The sequence below is a fragment of the Candidatus Pantoea soli genome (assembly GCF_007833795.1).
Taxonomy (GTDB): domain Bacteria; phylum Pseudomonadota; class Gammaproteobacteria; order Enterobacterales; family Enterobacteriaceae; genus Pantoea; species Pantoea soli.
The window spans coordinates 1,310,231-1,326,010 of sequence record NZ_CP032702.1 but is presented as its reverse complement, the minus strand read 5'-3'; the positions used below and the strand labels follow the sequence as shown (position 1 = coordinate 1,326,010).

The window sequence follows — 15,780 nt, the reverse complement described above, 5'->3', positions numbered from 1 at the left end:
TTGTTAATAACCTGATCATAATTGCACGAAGGCGACCCGTTCTGGTCGCCTTTTTTATCGCCTGCATGTTACAGTTCTGCCACCCGCACCGCCGGGATTTTCTCCGGATTCGTTTCTCTTCACAGTGATCAAAATGGTTGCGCATGAACAAGTCACGGCAACAAGAACTGCTGCGCTGGCTGCGCCAGCAACGTCATCACGGTGCCCGCGCGTTACGGGCCGCTTCGCTGTATGGTTTTCTGGCCGCGCTGGTGCTTATCGCGCAGGCCTGGCTGCTGGCATCGCTGTTGCAGAATCTGATTGTGGCACAGCAGCCCCGCACCGGACTGGTCACGGATTTCCTGCTGCTGTTGCTCTGTTTTGTGCTGCGTGCGGTTTTGCACTACGCCCGTGAAATGGCCGGCCAGCGCGCCGGGGTGGCTATTCGCCGTGCGCTGCGCCAGCAGGTTCTGGACCGCCTTGAACAGCTTGGCCCGGCATGGATCCAGGGCAAACCTGCCGGCAGCTGGGCAACGCTCCTGCTGGAGCAAATTGAAGAGATGCAGGATTACTATGCGCGCTATCTGCCCCAGATGTCGCTGGCGGTGTTTGTGCCCTGCGCCATTTTGCTGGCTATCTTCCCGGTTAACTGGGCCGCCGGATTGATTCTGCTGCTGACCGCCCCGCTGATTCCGCTGTTTATGGCGCTGGTTGGCATGGGCGCCGCTGACGCTAACCGCCGTAATTTTCTGGCGCTGGCGCGTCTGAGCGGGGATTTTTACGATCGGCTGCGCGGGCGCGAAACTCTGCGCCTGTTTCACCGCGCCGCTGCCGAAGAGCAGGCGATTGCTGCCAGCACCCGCGACTTCCGCCAGCGCACCATGGAAGTGTTGCGTCTGGCCTTTCTCTCCTCGGCGGTGCTGGAATTTTTCGCCTCGCTGGCGATTGCCGTGGTCGCGGTCTATTTTGGCTTCTCCTACCTCGGTGAATTTCATTTTGGCGCTTATGGCACTGGCGTCACGCTGTTTGCGGGTTTTCTCGCGCTGATACTGTCGCCGGAGTTTTTTCAACCGCTGCGCGATCTGGGCACGTTCTATCATGCCAAAGCGCAGGCGACCGGCGGCGCAGACGCCTTAGAGACCTTTTTGCGTGAAAGCCCGCAGCCGCAGACGGTTGCCGCGGGCACGCTTTCGCTCAGCGCACCCCTTACGATTTGCGCGCAGGATATGCAGGTCATGACGGCCAGCGGCACTGCCCTCTCCCGCCCGCTGAATTTTACGCTCCGGCCCGGCCAGCGCGTGGCGCTGGTGGGTGAAAGCGGCGCGGGAAAAACGGCGCTGATCAACGTGCTACTGGGATTCCTGCCTTATCAGGGCTCACTGCTGATCAACGGGCAGGAGCTACGCACCCTTCCCCGGGAAAGCTGGCAGCAGCAGGTCGCATGGGTCGGACAAAATCCGCAGCTGCCGGCGTTGACGTTGCGGGAAAACGTGTTGCTGCATCAGCAGGTTCCAGAACCGGCGCTGCTGTCTGCGCTGCAGCGCGCCGGTGTCGATGCCTTTCTGCCGCGCCTGCCTGACGGGCTGGATACCGTGCTCGGAGAGGGCGGCATCGGCCTGTCAGTTGGCCAGGCGCAGCGCGTTGCCGTGGCGCGTGCCCTGCTGAAACCGGCGCAGCTGCTGCTGCTGGATGAGCCAGGCGCCGGACTGGACAGTCAGAGCGAACGTCACGTCATGGCGGCGCTGCAGCAGGCCTCAACCTGCCAGACCACGCTGATGATTACCCATCAGCTGGACGAGCTGGCGCAGTGGGACGAGGTGTGGGTCATGCAGGCGGGTCAGCTGGTGCAGCAGGGTACCTGGCAGCAGTTGATACAGCAGGCGGGTGCGCTGCGCGACCTGGCTCAACACCGCCAGAAGGAGATCAGCTGATGCGTGCTTTACTGCCTTTTCTGCGCCTGTACCGACGTCATCCGTGGCGCCTCGGGCTGGGTATTTTGCTGGCGATTGCCACGCTGCTCGCCAGCATTGCCCTGCTGACCCTGTCCGGCTGGTTTCTGGCGGCCTCCTCGCTGGCGGGCGTCGCCGGCCTGTACACCTTTAACTATATGCTGCCGGCGGCCGGCGTGCGGGGTGCCGCCATTATTCGTACGGCGGCGCGCTATTTTGAACGGCTGGTCAGCCACGATGCGACCTTCCGCGTGCTGCAGCATTTGCGGGTTTATACTTTCAGCCGGCTGATGGCGCTGGCACCGGAACAGCTGGCGCGCTTTCGTCAGGGTGAACTGCTTAATCGCTTTGTCAGCGATGTTGATACGCTGGATCATCTCTATCTGCGGGTCATCTCCCCGCTGGCCGGCGCGGCCATCGTGATTGGGGTGGTTACGGTTGGTCTGGCCCTGCTGGATGTGCCGCTGGCTCTGCTGACTGGCGGGATTATGCTGCTGACGCTGCTGCTGATGCCACCGCTGTTCTGGCGACTGGGAAGCGCGGCCGGGCTGGCGATTGCCCGCCGTCAGGCCGGCTGGCGCCAGCAGCTGACCAGCTGGATCAGTGGCCTGGCAGAGCTGCAGATTTACGGTGCGGCGCCCCGGTGGCGCCAGCAGCTGGATCGCGAGGAGATAGCCTGGCAACAGGCACAGCAGCGCCAGCAGCGTTTACAGGCACTGGCGCAAAGCCTGCTGCTGCTAATCAGCGGCGCAACCGTAACCCTGCTGCTGTGGCTGGCGGCCGCCGGTGTCGGCGATCAGTCCACGCCGGGTGCCCTGATCGCGCTGTTTGTGTTCTGCGCTCTGGCCGCTTTTGAAGCACTCGCGCCGGTGGCGGGTGCCTTTCTGCCGCTGGCCCAGGTCACCCGTTCGGCGCAGCGCGTGCAGGAGATCATCACCCAGCCTCCTGCGATTCGTTTCCCGCCGCAGCCAGTCGTGTCGCCCTCCGGCGCCCATCTTGAGCTGTCGCACCTCTGTTTCAGTTATCCGCAGCGTCCGGAACCGGTGCTGCAGGATTTTTCCCTGACGCTGCAGGCAGGTGAGCATCTGGCGCTGCTTGGCCCTACCGGCTGTGGTAAGTCCAGTCTGCTGACGCTGCTGACCCGCGGCCAGCAGGCGCAACAGGGCAGCATCCTGCTGAACGGCGTTCCGCTTGAACACTGGGATGAGGTAAGCCTGCGCCAGCGCATCAGCGTCGTGACGCAGCGCGTACATCTGTTCAGCCAGACGCTGCGCGATAATCTGCTGCTGGCCCGGCCTGAAGCGAGTGATGCAATGCTCAGTGCGGTGCTGGAACAGGTGGGACTGGCGCATCTGCTGACCACCGCTGAAGGGCTGAATGCCTGGATGGGTGAAGGCGGTCGCCCGCTCTCCGGCGGTGAACTGCGCCGTCTGGCTATCGCCCGCGCGCTCCTGCACGATGGCGATCTCTGGCTGCTGGATGAACCCACCGAAGGACTGGATGCGGCTACCGAGCAGCATATTCTCTCACTGTTGCGCACCGCAGGACAGGGCCGCACCCTGATTATGGTCACGCACAGTCTGACCGGGCTGGAAAAGCTGGATCGCATTTGCGTGATGGATCAGGGACAGATTGTGGAATCCGGCAGCCATGCGGAATTAATCTCAAAAGCAGGGCGCTACTGGCGTTTCTGTCAGCGCTTTGCGTTATAGTCGTAGCGGGATAGCCGCCGGGTGAGTAATGCAATGAGACTGATTCAACTTTCACGTGATTCGCTGAATTTTCCACCGCCGGAGATGGCGTTACGTGAACCGAATGGCCTGCTGGCAATGGGCGGCGATCTCTCTCCTGCCCGCCTGCTGAATGCTTACCAGCGTGGCATTTTTCCCTGGTTCTCCCCGGGCGATCCCATTCTGTGGTGGTCACCCGATCCGCGTGCGGTGCTGCTGCCGGAATCGTTTCACCTCAGCCGCAGCATGGCCCGTTTCCACCGCCATTCCCCCTACCGCGTTACCATGAACCACGCCTTTGCCGATGTGCTGGAAGGCTGCGCCAGCGGCCGGCAGGAAGGCACCTGGATCACCTTTGAAGTCAAACGTGCCTGGCTGCGTCTGTATGAACTGGGCCACGCGCATTCGATTGAGGTGTGGCAGGAGAATCAGCTGGTCGGCGGCATGTATGGCCTGGCGCTCGGGCAAATTTTTTGCGGCGAGTCGATGTTCAGCCGCCGGGAGAACGCGTCGAAAACCGCCCTGTGGGTATTTTCTCAGCATTTTATGGCGCATCAGGGGCGGCTGATTGATTGTCAGGTGCTGAACCCGCACACCGCCTCGCTCGGCGCGACAGAAATACCGCGTGTGGACTATCTGCAGTATGTGCAGACGCTGGCGTGGCAACCGGCAGAGAGCGGATGCTGGCAAACACAAACCCTTTTTTGACCCACGCCGCAGATGTTTTGCACACAATTCCCGACAAAAGTGATACAATAATCGAGTTTGGTATGTCGTCCGCGCTTCGCTGTGGCGAGCCGGAATTGCCAGGCTGGGAATCCCACCGGTTCCCGAAGCTGCTTCAGTTGCGCTCTGGTTGCCGACTGGCGCAGATTCTTAGCCCGCTAATCCCCCGCAGACGTCAACAACACCCGAATTTATCCGTACTGCACGCGCAACGGCGCGATGCACGGCGAAGCGTTGGCAAAAACAATCAACGTTTCTTTACATAAATCATGGAATTCGGCATTATCTTGCCGGTTCAACAGTTTGGTAGTTCACCCAGAGGATTCGATGGCCAAAGAAGACAATATTGAAATGCAAGGTACCGTACTGGATACGTTACCTAACACCATGTTCCGCGTAGAGCTTGAAAACGGGCACGTGGTTACCGCTCATATCTCCGGTAAAATGCGTAAAAACTACATCCGCATCCTGACGGGCGACAAAGTGACTGTCGAGTTGACCCCGTACGACCTGAGCAAAGGCCGCATTGTCTTCCGTAGTCGCTAAGTTGTTGTACCCGTTGCGCGCTTGCTGAGGTTTACCGAGTGCGAAAAAAAAGGCCGGATTCGCATCCGGCCTTTTTATTTGCTGCACCTTAGTGCACGGTGCCTTCCGTTTTACGCTTCTCCGCGCTCAGGAAGTGATAGGTAAGCTGATTTTTCTCTTTGTCGAGAGCAACCGAGACGGAGCCACCATCCACCAGCGAGCCAAACAGCAGCTCATTCGCCAGCGGTTTTTTCAGGTTCTCCTGCACGGTACGCGCCATCGGACGGGCACCCATCGCTTTGTCGTACCCTTTCTCCGCCAGCCAGTCGCGGGCATCGTCGCTGACTTCCAGCGAAACCCCTTTCGCATCCAGCTGCGCCTGCAGCTCAACAATGAATTTATCCACCACCTGATGAATCACCTCGGTATCGAGATGACGGAACCAGATAATATTGTCGAGACGGTTACGGAACTCCGGCGTAAAGATCTTTTTGATCTCTTCCATCGCGTCAGTGCTGTTGTCCTGCTGAATCAGGCCAATCGACTTACGCTCAGTTTCACGTACCCCGGCGTTGGTCGTCATCACCAGCACAACATTACGGAAATCCGCTTTGCGCCCGTTGTTGTCGGTCAGCATACCGTTGTCCATCACCTGCAGCAGCAGGTTAAACACATCCGGATGCGCTTTCTCAATTTCATCCAGCAGCACGACGGCATGTGGATGTTTGATCACCGCATCCGTCAGCAGACCGCCCTGGTCAAAACCGACATAACCCGGAGGCGCACCGATCAGACGGCTGACGGTATGGCGTTCCATGTACTCGGACATATCAAAGCGCAGCAGCTCGATACCCAGCGCTTTTGCCAGCTGCACGGTGACTTCGGTTTTCCCGACACCGGTTGGCCCGGCAAACAGGAAGGAACCCACCGGCTTGCGATCCTGGCCCAGACCGGCGCGGCTCATTTTGATCGCCTCCGTCAGCGCCTCGATAGCGTTGTCCTGACCAAACACCAGCATTTTCAGACGGTCGCCAAGGTTTTTCAGCGTATCGCGATCGGTCGCTGAAACGCTCTGCTCCGGAATACGGGCAATGCGCGCGACAACCGATTCAATATCTGACACGTTGACGGTCTTTTTACGCTTGCTGACCGGCACCAGGCGCGCACGCGCACCGGCTTCATCAATCACGTCAATCGCTTTATCCGGCAGATGACGATCGTTGATGTACTTCACCGCCAGCTCAACCGCTGCACGCACCGCTTTCGCGGTATAGCGCACATCGTGATGCGCTTCATACTTCGGTTTCAGACCGTTGAGAATCTGCACCGTCTCTTCCACAGAAGGCTCGGTGATGTCGATCTTCTGGAAACGCCGTGCCAGCGCCCGGTCTTTCTCAAAGATATTGCTGAATTCCTGATAGGTGGTGGAACCCATCACGCGAATTTTACCGCTGGAGAGCAGCGGCTTAATCAGGTTCGCCGCATCCACCTGACCACCTGATGCGGCACCCGCGCCAATGATGGTGTGAATTTCGTCGATAAACAGGATGCTGTTGTTGTCCTGTTCCAGCTGTTTCAGCAGCGCTTTGAAACGTTTTTCAAAATCACCGCGGTACTTGGTGCCCGCCAGCAGAGAGCCGATATCGAGTGAATAAATGGTGCACTCTTTCATCACTTCCGGTACGTCGCCCTGCACGATGCGCCAGGCAAGGCCTTCCGCAATGGCGGTTTTACCAACGCCGGATTCCCCCACCAGCAGCGGGTTGTTTTTACGCCGACGGCACAGTACCTGAATCGCCCGTTCCAGCTCTTTATCGCGGCCGATCAGCGGGTCAATACCGCCGACACGAGCAAGCTGATTAAGATTGGTGGTGAAGTTTTCCATACGTTCCTCCCCGCCTGCTTGCTCTTCGTTGACCGGATTTTCCGCGCTGTTCTGCGGCTGGCCCGGTTCATCTTTACGCGTACCATGGGAGATGAAGTTCACCACATCAAGGCGGCTCACTTCGTGTTTGCGCAGCAGATAAGCCGCCTGCGACTCCTGCTCGCTGAAGATGGCGACCAGCACGTTCGCACCCGAAACTTCGCTGCGACCGGATGACTGGACATGGAATACGGCCCGCTGCAGCACGCGCTGGAAGCTGAGCGTCGGTTGCGTGTCCCGCTCCTCTTCGCTGGCAGGCAGCACCGGCGTGGTTTGTTCTATGAAGGCTTCGAGTTCCTGACGAAGAGCCGCGATATCCACCGTACAGGCTTCCAGTGCCTCTCTGGCCGACGGGTTGCTGAGCAGGGCCAGCAACAGATGCTCGACGGTCATAAACTCGTGACGGTGCTCGCGCGCTCTGGCGAAAGCCATGTTTAAACTGAGTTCCAGTTCTTGATTGAGCATTTGGCACCTCCCCCAATTATCGCTCTGACGATCTGAATCCTATATGGAGACAGCTTCAGGCTTTTTCCAGCGTACATAACAACGGATGTTGATTATCGCGAGCATAATTGTTCACCTGGGCGACTTTCGTCTCCGCCACTTCTGCAGTGAATACACCACAGATTGCCTTTCCATGGTAGTGAACTTTCAGCATCAGCTGCGTTGCACGTTCAACATCATAAGAAAAGAACTTTTGCAGAACGTCAATAACAAATTCCATAGGTGTATAATCGTCGTTATTCAGGATAACTTTATACATAGAAGGCGGCTTTAACCCTTCACGTACTTTGTCTTCGGCCAGATGTTCAAAGTTAAGCCAGTCGTTTGTGTTTGCCATAATGTTCCGTCGAAATTCTGCGTTACGGTAGCGCACATTACTGTGCTCTCACCTCAAGTTTAACACGCCTGTCAAGCCCGTTTCCCCTTACTCCTGAGCGGTCCTGAAAGCGCATGCGCGACCTGTATCACAAAATTTGCAATAGCGTTAACTGCCTCAAATTTTGATGAATTTCTCCCCGTGCGCCAGGGCCGATTGCTTGACGATAAGGTCCGTTTCTCTACATTCTACTTACACAAGCTGATTGAGTTTTAAACAAACTCGCTCACAGCTTCAATGACCTCACCTACTTATCAAAATGTCTTGCGAGGGAAGTAAAAGCATGGAGACGGGTACTGTTAAATGGTTCAACAACGCCAAAGGCTTCGGTTTTATCTGTCCGATTGGCGGCGGCGACGATATCTTCGCACACTACTCCACGATCCAGATGGAGGGATACAGAACGCTGAAAGCGGGCCAGCAAGTCCAGTTCGATGTCCATGAAGGGCCGAAAGGCAATCACGCCAGCCTGATTGTGCCCTGTGAAGCATCGCCGCTCTCCTGACGCGCGCGCATCTGCTCTCATTCTGACCACTCCCGATTAAAAATGCCAGCCGCAGACGCTGGCATTTTTCTTTTGCACGCCTTCACCCTTCCCGCCCGCGCGCCAGCCCCGTCACTCGGGCAAATAACTGTTGCAGCAACGGCGGTATCGCCTGCGGCCCGCGCGCGGCGGCGGCCATTGCCACCGCAATCGCCAGCTCCGGCTTGGCGCTGTGATGAATGGCTTTGGTAATAATACGCCGCGCATTCAGGGGCGCGTTTAACGGCAGGTGCGCCATCTGGTGATAAACGTCCCGGAAACCCTGCGCGTAAAAGAAGTGCTCAATATCCGGAGCCGGAAACTGGGTCAGATGATCCGCTTCCTGCTCGTGCGGCTGCAGCTGGCTGCGCGTGGTAGCCGCATATTTTTTCCCGGCGTCATCGCCATCGGTCAGCACATGCCAGACAATCCCCATGCGCCGGGCAAATTTCAGCAGCGGTTTCAGCCCTGACTGGGCAAACTCGATCACTTTTACCCCCTCAGCGGCAAAATGATAACCGCACTGGCGCGCCAGTTCGTTGATGATCCACACCTCGGTTTCCCCCTCCACCAGCAGCCAGCAGCGGGCAAACAGCGCTGACGGTCGGTTAACGCGGATGTGAAAGCCGATGCGGCGACGCTCTTCAGCGTTCAGACCTTCCGGCCCGATGCGCCAGGCGGCGACACGCTGCGGTTCACGCACCAGCCGGCACAGGTTTTCCAGCGGCACCTGCGTCAGCAGTTCGCCCGAATTGGTGGTCACCACCTTCTGCACCGGCATCAGCTCCAGCAGATTCCACGCGACCGAGAGCATAATCGGATGCAGCCGCGTTTCCGGATCTTCTACCAGCAACAGCGGCTGCGCACCCGCTGGCAACGGGGCATTGCCGTGCGCCTGAATCAGCAGTGACAGCATGCGCAGCAGCACCACCTGCCGGCTGCGGGTTTCACTGCCGGCGATCAGCTGATTCAGCTGGTCGAGCGCGCGCCAGCCCTGCCGCCCATCGCGCCACTCTGGCGGCACGCGTGCCGCGCTGTTATCCGGCTGCTGCAGCTGAAAATAGTGTGCCAGTAACTGCTGCATGGTCTGCAATCCCTGGTGCAATAGCGCATCGCTCAGGTTTTGCGGCTGGTTTACCAGTTCGCGCGTTAAGCTCTCTGCTTCCCGCGCCAGCGCATTCAGTGTGGTGGTGTGACGTGCACCGTCCTGCTCACTGTGCCGCCTGCGGCGACCGAAGCGCGCATCGCGCAGCCGCAGCACCGGCGAGCAGGCACGCAGGTGCGTCAGCGCCTCCGCCGTGCCAGCCTGTGGTAACGCATCGCCCTGCGCATCCAGAAAACGCCAGCTGGTTTTCACGCCGTCAGCGTGCCGCACTGCCCGCGTGCTGAAGCAGATATAACGGCCGCAGGCATCACGCTGCCAGAACGGCTGAAACAGCGCATGCTGGTCGCTGTCGCCGGCGCGAAAACGCAGGACCAGCTGCAGCTGATGCAGCCGCCCTGCAGGATCGCCCGGCGGAAAATGAAAATCATCGGCGGTGAACTGATAGGGCTCTGCTGCAGGTGCCAGCAGCAGCGTCAGCGCATCCAGCAGGCTGGACTTGCCCCACGCGTTTTCACCAATCAGCAGACTGGTGGCCGTCAGCGGCAACGATAAGCGGCTGATGCCGCGAAAGCCGTGTATATCGATCTGTTCCAGAAGCATTTGCGCCATCCCTTCAGAGCCTTGCCTGAGCATGGTTCGCTGCGCTGCGTTGGTCAAGCCGGTCAGCCGGGTAAAGGTTTACACGTCAGATATTTTCCATTAGCGTGACGCCTCGCAAAAAAGGATCCCATCGCGCTATGTATACCGGTCTGCTTATTATTCTTGTGCCGCTGTTTATGGGTTATCTGCTGCCGTGGCATCAGCCGGCCCTGCTGCAGCAGGTTAACCGGCTGCTGAGCCTGCTGATTTACGCCATTCTGTTTTTTATGGGCACCAGCCTGGCGTTTCTCGACAACCTCGGCAGTAACCTGATCATCGTATTCAAAACCGCTTTTATTGCCGCCGGCGCGATTCTCAGCTGCTCGCTGCTGGCGCTGTGGCTGCTGGAGACACGCTGGCCGTGGCGCCGTCAGCAGCGCCAGCAGGCACTGCCTTCACGCTGGCACATGGTGCTGGAGTCGCTGAAACTGTGCGTGGCCGTGCTGGCCGGTTTTCTGATCGGCCTCAGTCAGTGGTCACCGCTACGCCATGCCGCCACGCTCAGCGAAATCGCCCTGATTGTGCTGCTGTTTCTGGTCGGGGTACAGCTGCGCGGCAGCGGTATGACGCTGCGCCAGATCACGCTCAACCGACGTGGCATGATGGTGGCGCTGGTTTCACTGGCTGGCTCGCTGGCCGGGGGCGTGCTCGCCGCCTGGCTGCTGGGGGTGTCAGTGAACACCGGTCTGGCGCTGGCCAGCGGATTTGGCTGGTATTCGCTGTCGGGCATTCTGATGACGGAAGCGTATGGGCCGGTGATGGGCAGCGCCGCATTCTTTAACGATCTGCTGCGCGAGCTGGCCGCCGTGCTGCTGATTCCGGTATTGATGACGCGCTACCGCAGCGTCGGGCTGGGCCTGAGCGGTGCCACATCCATGGACTTTACCCTGCCGATCCTGCAGCGCGCCGGCGGGGTGGAGATTGTGCCGGCGGCGATAGTGCATGGCTTCATTATGAATCTGCTGGCCCCGGTGCTGATCGCCCTGTTCTCTGCCTGAGTGTGACGCAGCGCATTTTTTCACGGCTGCGTTTGTCACCTGTCGTCTACGCTTTCTGACTGACCCGTTTTCGCCATCAGCATGGATGGCGCAACACCAGTAAGGAGCGAATGATGAAACAAACTGTGGCGGCACTGCTGGCCAAAACGCTTGAAAGCGCGGGTGTGAAACGCATCTGGGGCGTCACCGGTGATTCCCTGAACGGGCTGAGCGACAGCCTGAACCGTATGGGCACCATTGAATGGATGCCTACGCGCCATGAAGAGGTGGCGGCCTTTGCCGCCGGCGCTGAGGCGCAGATCAGCGGTGAGCTCGCGGTGTGCGCCGGTTCATGCGGTCCCGGCAACCTGCATCTGATCAACGGTCTGTTTGACTGCCACCGCAACCACGTCCCGGTGCTGGCAATTGCCGCCCATATTCCCTCTAGCGAAATTGGCAGCGGCTATTTTCAGGAAACGCATCCGCAGGAACTGTTCCGCGAGTGCAGTCACTACTGCGAACTGGTGTCCAATCCTGAACAGCTGCCGCAGGTGCTTGGCATTGCCATGCGCAAAGCGATTCTCAATCGCGGCGTCTCGGTGATTGTGCTGCCAGGCGACGTGGCGCTGAAACCGGCCCCGGAGCAGGCGCGCAGTACGTGGTATCCGCCGCAGCTGCCGCAGGTTGTGCCGTCCGCCCCCGAGCTGGCCCGTCTGGCCGATACGCTGAACGCCGCCAGCAACATCACGCTGATGTGCGGCAGCGGCTGCGCCGGTGCACATGCAGAAGTGGTAAAACTGGCCGAAACGCTGAAAGCGCCGGTGGTCCATGCGATGCGCGGTAAAGAGCACGTGGAGTACGATAACCCGTACGACGTCGGGATGACCGGACTGATTGGCTTCTCCTCCGGCTACCACGCCATGATGAACGCCGACACCCTGCTGCTGCTTGGCACCCAGTTCCCTTATCGCGCCTTCTATCCGGCCGACGCGAACATCATCCAGATTGATATCAACCCGGCCAGCCTGGGGGCGCACAGCCATGTGGATATGGCACTGGTGGGCGATATCAAAGCCACCCTGCAGGCGCTGCTGCCACAGCTTAATCCGCATGACGATCGCCATCATCTGGACAGCGCCCTGCGGCACTATGCGGACGCGCGCAAAGGGCTGGATGAGCTGGCGACGCCAAACGACAAACAGGCCATTCACCCGCAGTATCTGGCCCAGCAGATCAGCCATTACGCGGCGGAAGATGCCATCTTCACCTGCGATGTTGGCACGCCAACCGTGTGGGCTGCACGCTACCTGAAGATGAACGGCAAACGCCGCCTGATTGGTTCGTTTAACCATGGCTCGATGGCGAATGCGATGCCGCAGGCACTGGGCGCGCAGGCCATCGATAAACAGCGGCAGGTGGTCGCGCTGTGCGGCGACGGCGGTTTCAGTATGCTGATGGGCGATTTCATCTCGCTGGCGCAGCTTAAGCTGCCGGTGAAGCTGGTGATCTTCAATAACAGCGTGCTGGGCTTTGTGGCCATGGAGATGAAGGCAGGCGGTTATCTTACTGACGGCACCGATCTGGACAATCCGGATTTCGCCGCCATCGCCAGCGCCTGCGGGATTAAAGGTATACGGGTGGAAAAAGCCTCCGATCTTAACGCGGCGCTGGAGCAGGCGTTCTCACATGATGGCCCGGTGCTGGTGGATGTGATCACCGCCAAAGAGGAGCTGTCGATGCCGCCGCAGATCAAAGCCGAGCAGGCCAAAGGCTTCAGCCTGTATATGCTGCGCGCCATTCTCAACGGACGCGGTGATGAAATCGTCGAACTGGCGAAAACCAACTGGCTGCGGTAAAACGAAGGGACCAGCCGGACAATGCACAGGCGGGCGCTCAGCCCGCTTTTTTTATTTCAGGAGAGCACCGTGATCGATTTACGCAGTGATACCGTGACCCGCCCATCCGCCGCGATGCTGGAAGTCATGATGGCCGCAGAGACCGGCGATGACGTCTACCGGGATGATCCCACCGTGAATGCACTGGAAGCCGAGGCCGCACGACTGAGCGGTAAAGCGGCTGCGCTGTTCTTCCCTACCGGCACTCAGGCCAACCTGGTGGCGCTGTTGTGCCACTGCCAGCGCGGCGATGAATATATCGTTGGTCAGCAGGCGCATAACTATAAATATGAAGCCGGGGGCGCGGCGGTGCTGGGCAGCATTCAGCCGCAGCCTGTTCTGCAGGCGGCTGACGGTTCGCTGCCGCTGGCAGACGTCGCGGCGGCGATCAAACCCGACGACATCCACTTTGCCCGCACCCGCCTGCTGAGTCTGGAAAACACCCATCACGGTCACGTGCTGCCGCTGCCGTATCTGGCGCAGGCGTGGCACTTTACCCGTGAACGGCAGCTGGCGCTGCATATTGATGGCGCCCGTATCTTCAATGCCGTGGTGGCGCTGGAGACCACGCTGGCGGATATCGCCCGTTACTGCGACAGCCTGACTATCTGCCTTTCCAAAGGATTGGGCACGCCGGTCGGTTCCCTGCTGTGCGGCGAGGTCGCCTACATTGAACAGGCGCGTCGCTGGCGCAAAATGACCGGGGGCGGTATGCGTCAGGCGGGCATACTGGCCGCAGCCGGGCTGTATGCGTTACAGCATAACGTCGCCCGGCTGAAAGCGGATCACGATAACGCGGCCTGGCTGGCAACCCAGCTGAGCGCGCTCGGCGTTGACGTGGTAAGCCAGCAGACCAATATGGTGTTCGTCAAGGTGCCGGCCGCGCAGGTGGCCGCGCTGCAGAGCTGGATGCAGGCCCGCGAGGTGCAGATCAGCGTCGGCCCACAAACGCGTCTGGTCACGCATCTTGACGTGTCGCGTCAGGATCTGGAACAGCTGGTAGCGTACTGGCGCGCCTTTCTGCAGCAGTAATCGCGGCGCGGTTTACTGCGCTTCGCCATAACGGGCCAGCAGTGCCCGGGCGATGGCCAGCGTTTCGGCATCCGCAAGGCCGCGGTAATCCTGTGGACGGAAATGCATCTGGAACGCGGCGATCAGCTTGCGCTGGCTCTCCGGCGTGCGGGCTGTCGCCGCGTCATAACCGTAACGCTGCAGCGTGGCCAGCAGCCGTTCGGGACTGACTGGCTGATCCGCGGCCTGCCCTGCCAGATAACGCTGTACCGTGGCGGCGTCCGGCCATGCGCCAATGCCCTGCTGTGCCAGCTGCTGCCACGGAAAAAGCGGGCCGGGGTCCTGTTTACGCTGCGGCGCAATGTCGCTGTGGCCAACAATGTTCTCCGGCGCAATGCCATAGCGGCGGATAATATCGCGCAGCAGCATCGTCAGTACCTGCTGCTGCGCCGCAGTGAACGGCTGCCACTGCAGGCCGGTCAGCGTACGACGATAGCCCTGATTGACAATCTCAATGCCCACCGAGGTATCATTCAGGCGCGTCGCGCCGCGCCAGAAACTGGGCCCGGCATGCCAGGCCAGCTGGCTTTCCGGCACCAGCTGCCAGATAACCGCCTCGCCCGCCTGCTGCGGCGGCTGCCGGGGAATCAGGTAGTGCGCACTGACCTCGCGATCGGTCAGCGTGGCCAGCGAAGCGGGAAAATCCTCCGCCGTATAGTGCAGCACCACCACCCTGATACGCGGCCGCGCACCCTGCGCCGGATGCGCCGTATCCACCCAATAGCCGTTGCGCTGCTCCAGCGCAGAGTGACAGGCGCTGAGCAGCAACGTCAGCGCCAGCAGTAACACCAGACGCATCAGCGTACGATCACGGCGGTTCCGGTGACGCTGACCATCAGCATGCTGCCCTCTTTCCCTACGGTTTCGTAGTCAATATCAATGCCCACAACCGCGTTAGCGCCCAGCGCCCGCGCCTGCTCTTCCAGCTCTTCAAACGCAATCTGACGTGCTTTACGCAGCTCTTTTTCATAGGCACCGGAACGGCCACCAACGATGTCGCGGATACCGGCGAAGAAATCGCGAAAGATATTGGCGCCCAGAATCGCTTCGCCGGTGACGACGCCGCAGTATTCCGTGATGCTCTGCCCTTCCAGCGTTGGCGTAGTAGAAAATTTCATCGTTATCTCCTGGGGTGATTCGGGTTGCGATAGCGCTTACGGTCTAAAAGCACGGCTATACTCTATGCTAAAAATGGCGCTTTGCCAGTGAACAACAATAAGGAAATCGAGATGAGAAACAACGCCTTTGCGCTGCTGGTTCCCGCGGCGTTACTGCTAAGCGCCTGTACGCCGGTTGAACCGGTCATCCATGATAACGGGCCGCGCATGGCAGCCTGTGCCGACGGCGGCCCGGATAGCGTGGCGCAGCAGTTCTACGACCTGCGCGTCAGCCAGCCGACGCAGGGCGTGCCGGATAGCAGCACGCTGGCAAAATACCGGCCTTATCTGAGCGATCGGTTGTATCAGAAGCTGCTGCAGGCCAGCCAGCAACACACCCGGCCGGCGGCCTGGCAGCAGGGCGATCTCTTCTCCAGCCTGCCGCAGGGACCGGACGCGGCAGATGTCGCCAGTGCGTCCACCATTCCCAACCGCGATGCGCGCAATATCCCGCTGCGCGTGGCGCTGAGCCGCAATGACAAACGCTGGCACGATGAGGTGCTGATGATCCACGAAGGCACCTGCTGGGCGGTGGACGACGTGCGCTACGTTGGCGACTGGCCGCATCCGGGCGGCGGTTCGCTCAGCCAGCTGCTGGAAGAGAAAAAATAGTCGCCGCTTTTTTCGCCGGTCAGCCATACCCATCAGCGCGCCGCATCATTGCGGCGCTTTTTTTGCGTGCTGACGCGCAAACCGCGCA

The 15,780-nt window shown here is 59.8% G+C and carries 14 protein-coding genes; 9 read left to right on the top strand and 5 right to left on the bottom strand.

Translation table 11 applies throughout. From position 1 onward, the window contains the following. The first annotated feature begins 143 nt into the window (after window positions 1-143). The 4 genes from cydD (at window position 144) to infA (ending at window position 4,930) form a co-directional block, all read left to right on the top strand. Window positions 144-1,910: a heme ABC transporter permease/ATP-binding protein CydD gene (gene cydD, locus D8B20_RS06150; protein WP_145888046.1), complete on the top strand. Its 1,767-nt coding sequence runs from the start codon at window positions 144-146 to the stop codon at window positions 1,908-1,910. After that, on the top strand, window positions 1,910-3,640 hold the full coding sequence (gene cydC / locus D8B20_RS06145) for a heme ABC transporter ATP-binding protein/permease CydC (protein WP_145888045.1): 1,731 nt from the start codon (window positions 1,910-1,912) through the stop codon (window positions 3,638-3,640). Before cydD ends, cydC begins: the two co-directional genes overlap by 1 nt. A gap of 33 nt (window positions 3,641-3,673) precedes the next feature. Continuing rightward, the gene (gene aat, locus D8B20_RS06140; RefSeq protein WP_145888044.1) at window positions 3,674-4,366 is read left to right on the top strand and encodes a leucyl/phenylalanyl-tRNA--protein transferase; all 693 of its coding nucleotides are present in this window, start codon (window positions 3,674-3,676) and stop codon (window positions 4,364-4,366) included. Between the two features lie 345 nt (window positions 4,367-4,711). Next, window positions 4,712-4,930 (top strand): translation initiation factor IF-1, encoded by a 219-nt coding sequence (gene infA, locus D8B20_RS06135; RefSeq protein WP_002211347.1) that lies wholly within the window; start codon window positions 4,712-4,714, stop codon window positions 4,928-4,930. Window positions 4,931-5,018: 88 nt separating this feature from the next. Here infA and clpA read toward each other — a convergent pair whose 3' ends face one another. Both clpA and clpS read right to left on the bottom strand, forming a co-directional pair. Further along, window positions 5,019-7,298 (bottom strand): ATP-dependent Clp protease ATP-binding subunit ClpA, encoded by a 2,280-nt coding sequence (clpA, locus tag D8B20_RS06130; RefSeq protein WP_145888043.1) that lies wholly within the window; start codon window positions 7,296-7,298, stop codon window positions 5,019-5,021. Window positions 7,299-7,353: 55 nt separating this feature from the next. Further along, window positions 7,354-7,674: an ATP-dependent Clp protease adapter ClpS gene (clpS, locus tag D8B20_RS06125; RefSeq protein ID WP_145888042.1), complete on the bottom strand. Its 321-nt coding sequence runs from the start codon at window positions 7,672-7,674 to the stop codon at window positions 7,354-7,356. Window positions 7,675-7,996: 322 nt separating this feature from the next. On the opposite strand from clpS, the gene cspD reads away from it, so the two are divergent. Then, window positions 7,997-8,218, top strand: a complete 222-nt coding sequence (gene cspD, locus D8B20_RS06120; RefSeq protein ID WP_145888041.1) for a cold shock-like protein CspD — start codon at window positions 7,997-7,999, stop codon at window positions 8,216-8,218. An 82-nt stretch (window positions 8,219-8,300) separates the two neighbouring features. On the opposite strand, the gene D8B20_RS06115 is transcribed toward cspD, so the two are convergent. Continuing rightward, window positions 8,301-9,941, bottom strand: a complete 1,641-nt coding sequence (locus D8B20_RS06115; RefSeq protein WP_145890438.1) for an ATP-dependent nuclease — start codon at window positions 9,939-9,941, stop codon at window positions 8,301-8,303. Between the two features lie 137 nt (window positions 9,942-10,078). On the opposite strand from D8B20_RS06115, the gene D8B20_RS06110 reads away from it, so the two are divergent. The 3 genes from D8B20_RS06110 to ltaE all read left to right on the top strand — a co-directional run bounded on the left by D8B20_RS06110 (window position 10,079) and on the right by ltaE (window position 13,884). Continuing rightward, window positions 10,079-10,978, top strand: coding sequence for a LysO family transporter (locus D8B20_RS06110; RefSeq protein WP_145888040.1), 900 nt, complete (start codon window positions 10,079-10,081; stop codon window positions 10,976-10,978). Between the two features lie 113 nt (window positions 10,979-11,091). After that, complete coding sequence (gene poxB / locus D8B20_RS06105) at window positions 11,092-12,813, top strand: ubiquinone-dependent pyruvate dehydrogenase (protein ID WP_145890436.1); 1,722 nt, start codon at window positions 11,092-11,094, stop codon at window positions 12,811-12,813. 69 nt (window positions 12,814-12,882) lie between these two features. Continuing rightward, the gene (gene ltaE / locus D8B20_RS06100) at window positions 12,883-13,884 is read left to right on the top strand and encodes a low-specificity L-threonine aldolase (RefSeq protein ID WP_145888039.1); all 1,002 of its coding nucleotides are present in this window, start codon (window positions 12,883-12,885) and stop codon (window positions 13,882-13,884) included. A gap of 12 nt (window positions 13,885-13,896) precedes the next feature. Here ltaE and D8B20_RS06095 read toward each other — a convergent pair whose 3' ends face one another. After that, window positions 13,897-14,721, bottom strand: a complete 825-nt coding sequence (locus D8B20_RS06095; protein WP_145888038.1) for an N-acetylmuramoyl-L-alanine amidase — start codon at window positions 14,719-14,721, stop codon at window positions 13,897-13,899. Continuing rightward, window positions 14,721-15,041, bottom strand: a complete 321-nt coding sequence (locus tag D8B20_RS06090; protein ID WP_145888037.1) for a heavy metal-binding domain-containing protein — start codon at window positions 15,039-15,041, stop codon at window positions 14,721-14,723. Before D8B20_RS06090 ends, D8B20_RS06095 begins: the two co-directional genes overlap by 1 nt. Window positions 15,042-15,152: 111 nt before the next feature. Between D8B20_RS06090 and D8B20_RS06085 the strand changes: the two genes are divergently transcribed. Continuing rightward, a complete protein-coding gene (locus tag D8B20_RS06085; RefSeq protein WP_145888036.1) occupies window positions 15,153-15,692 on the top strand; it encodes a lipoprotein in 540 nt (179 codons plus the stop codon). Window positions 15,693-15,780: the final 88 nt, after the last annotated feature.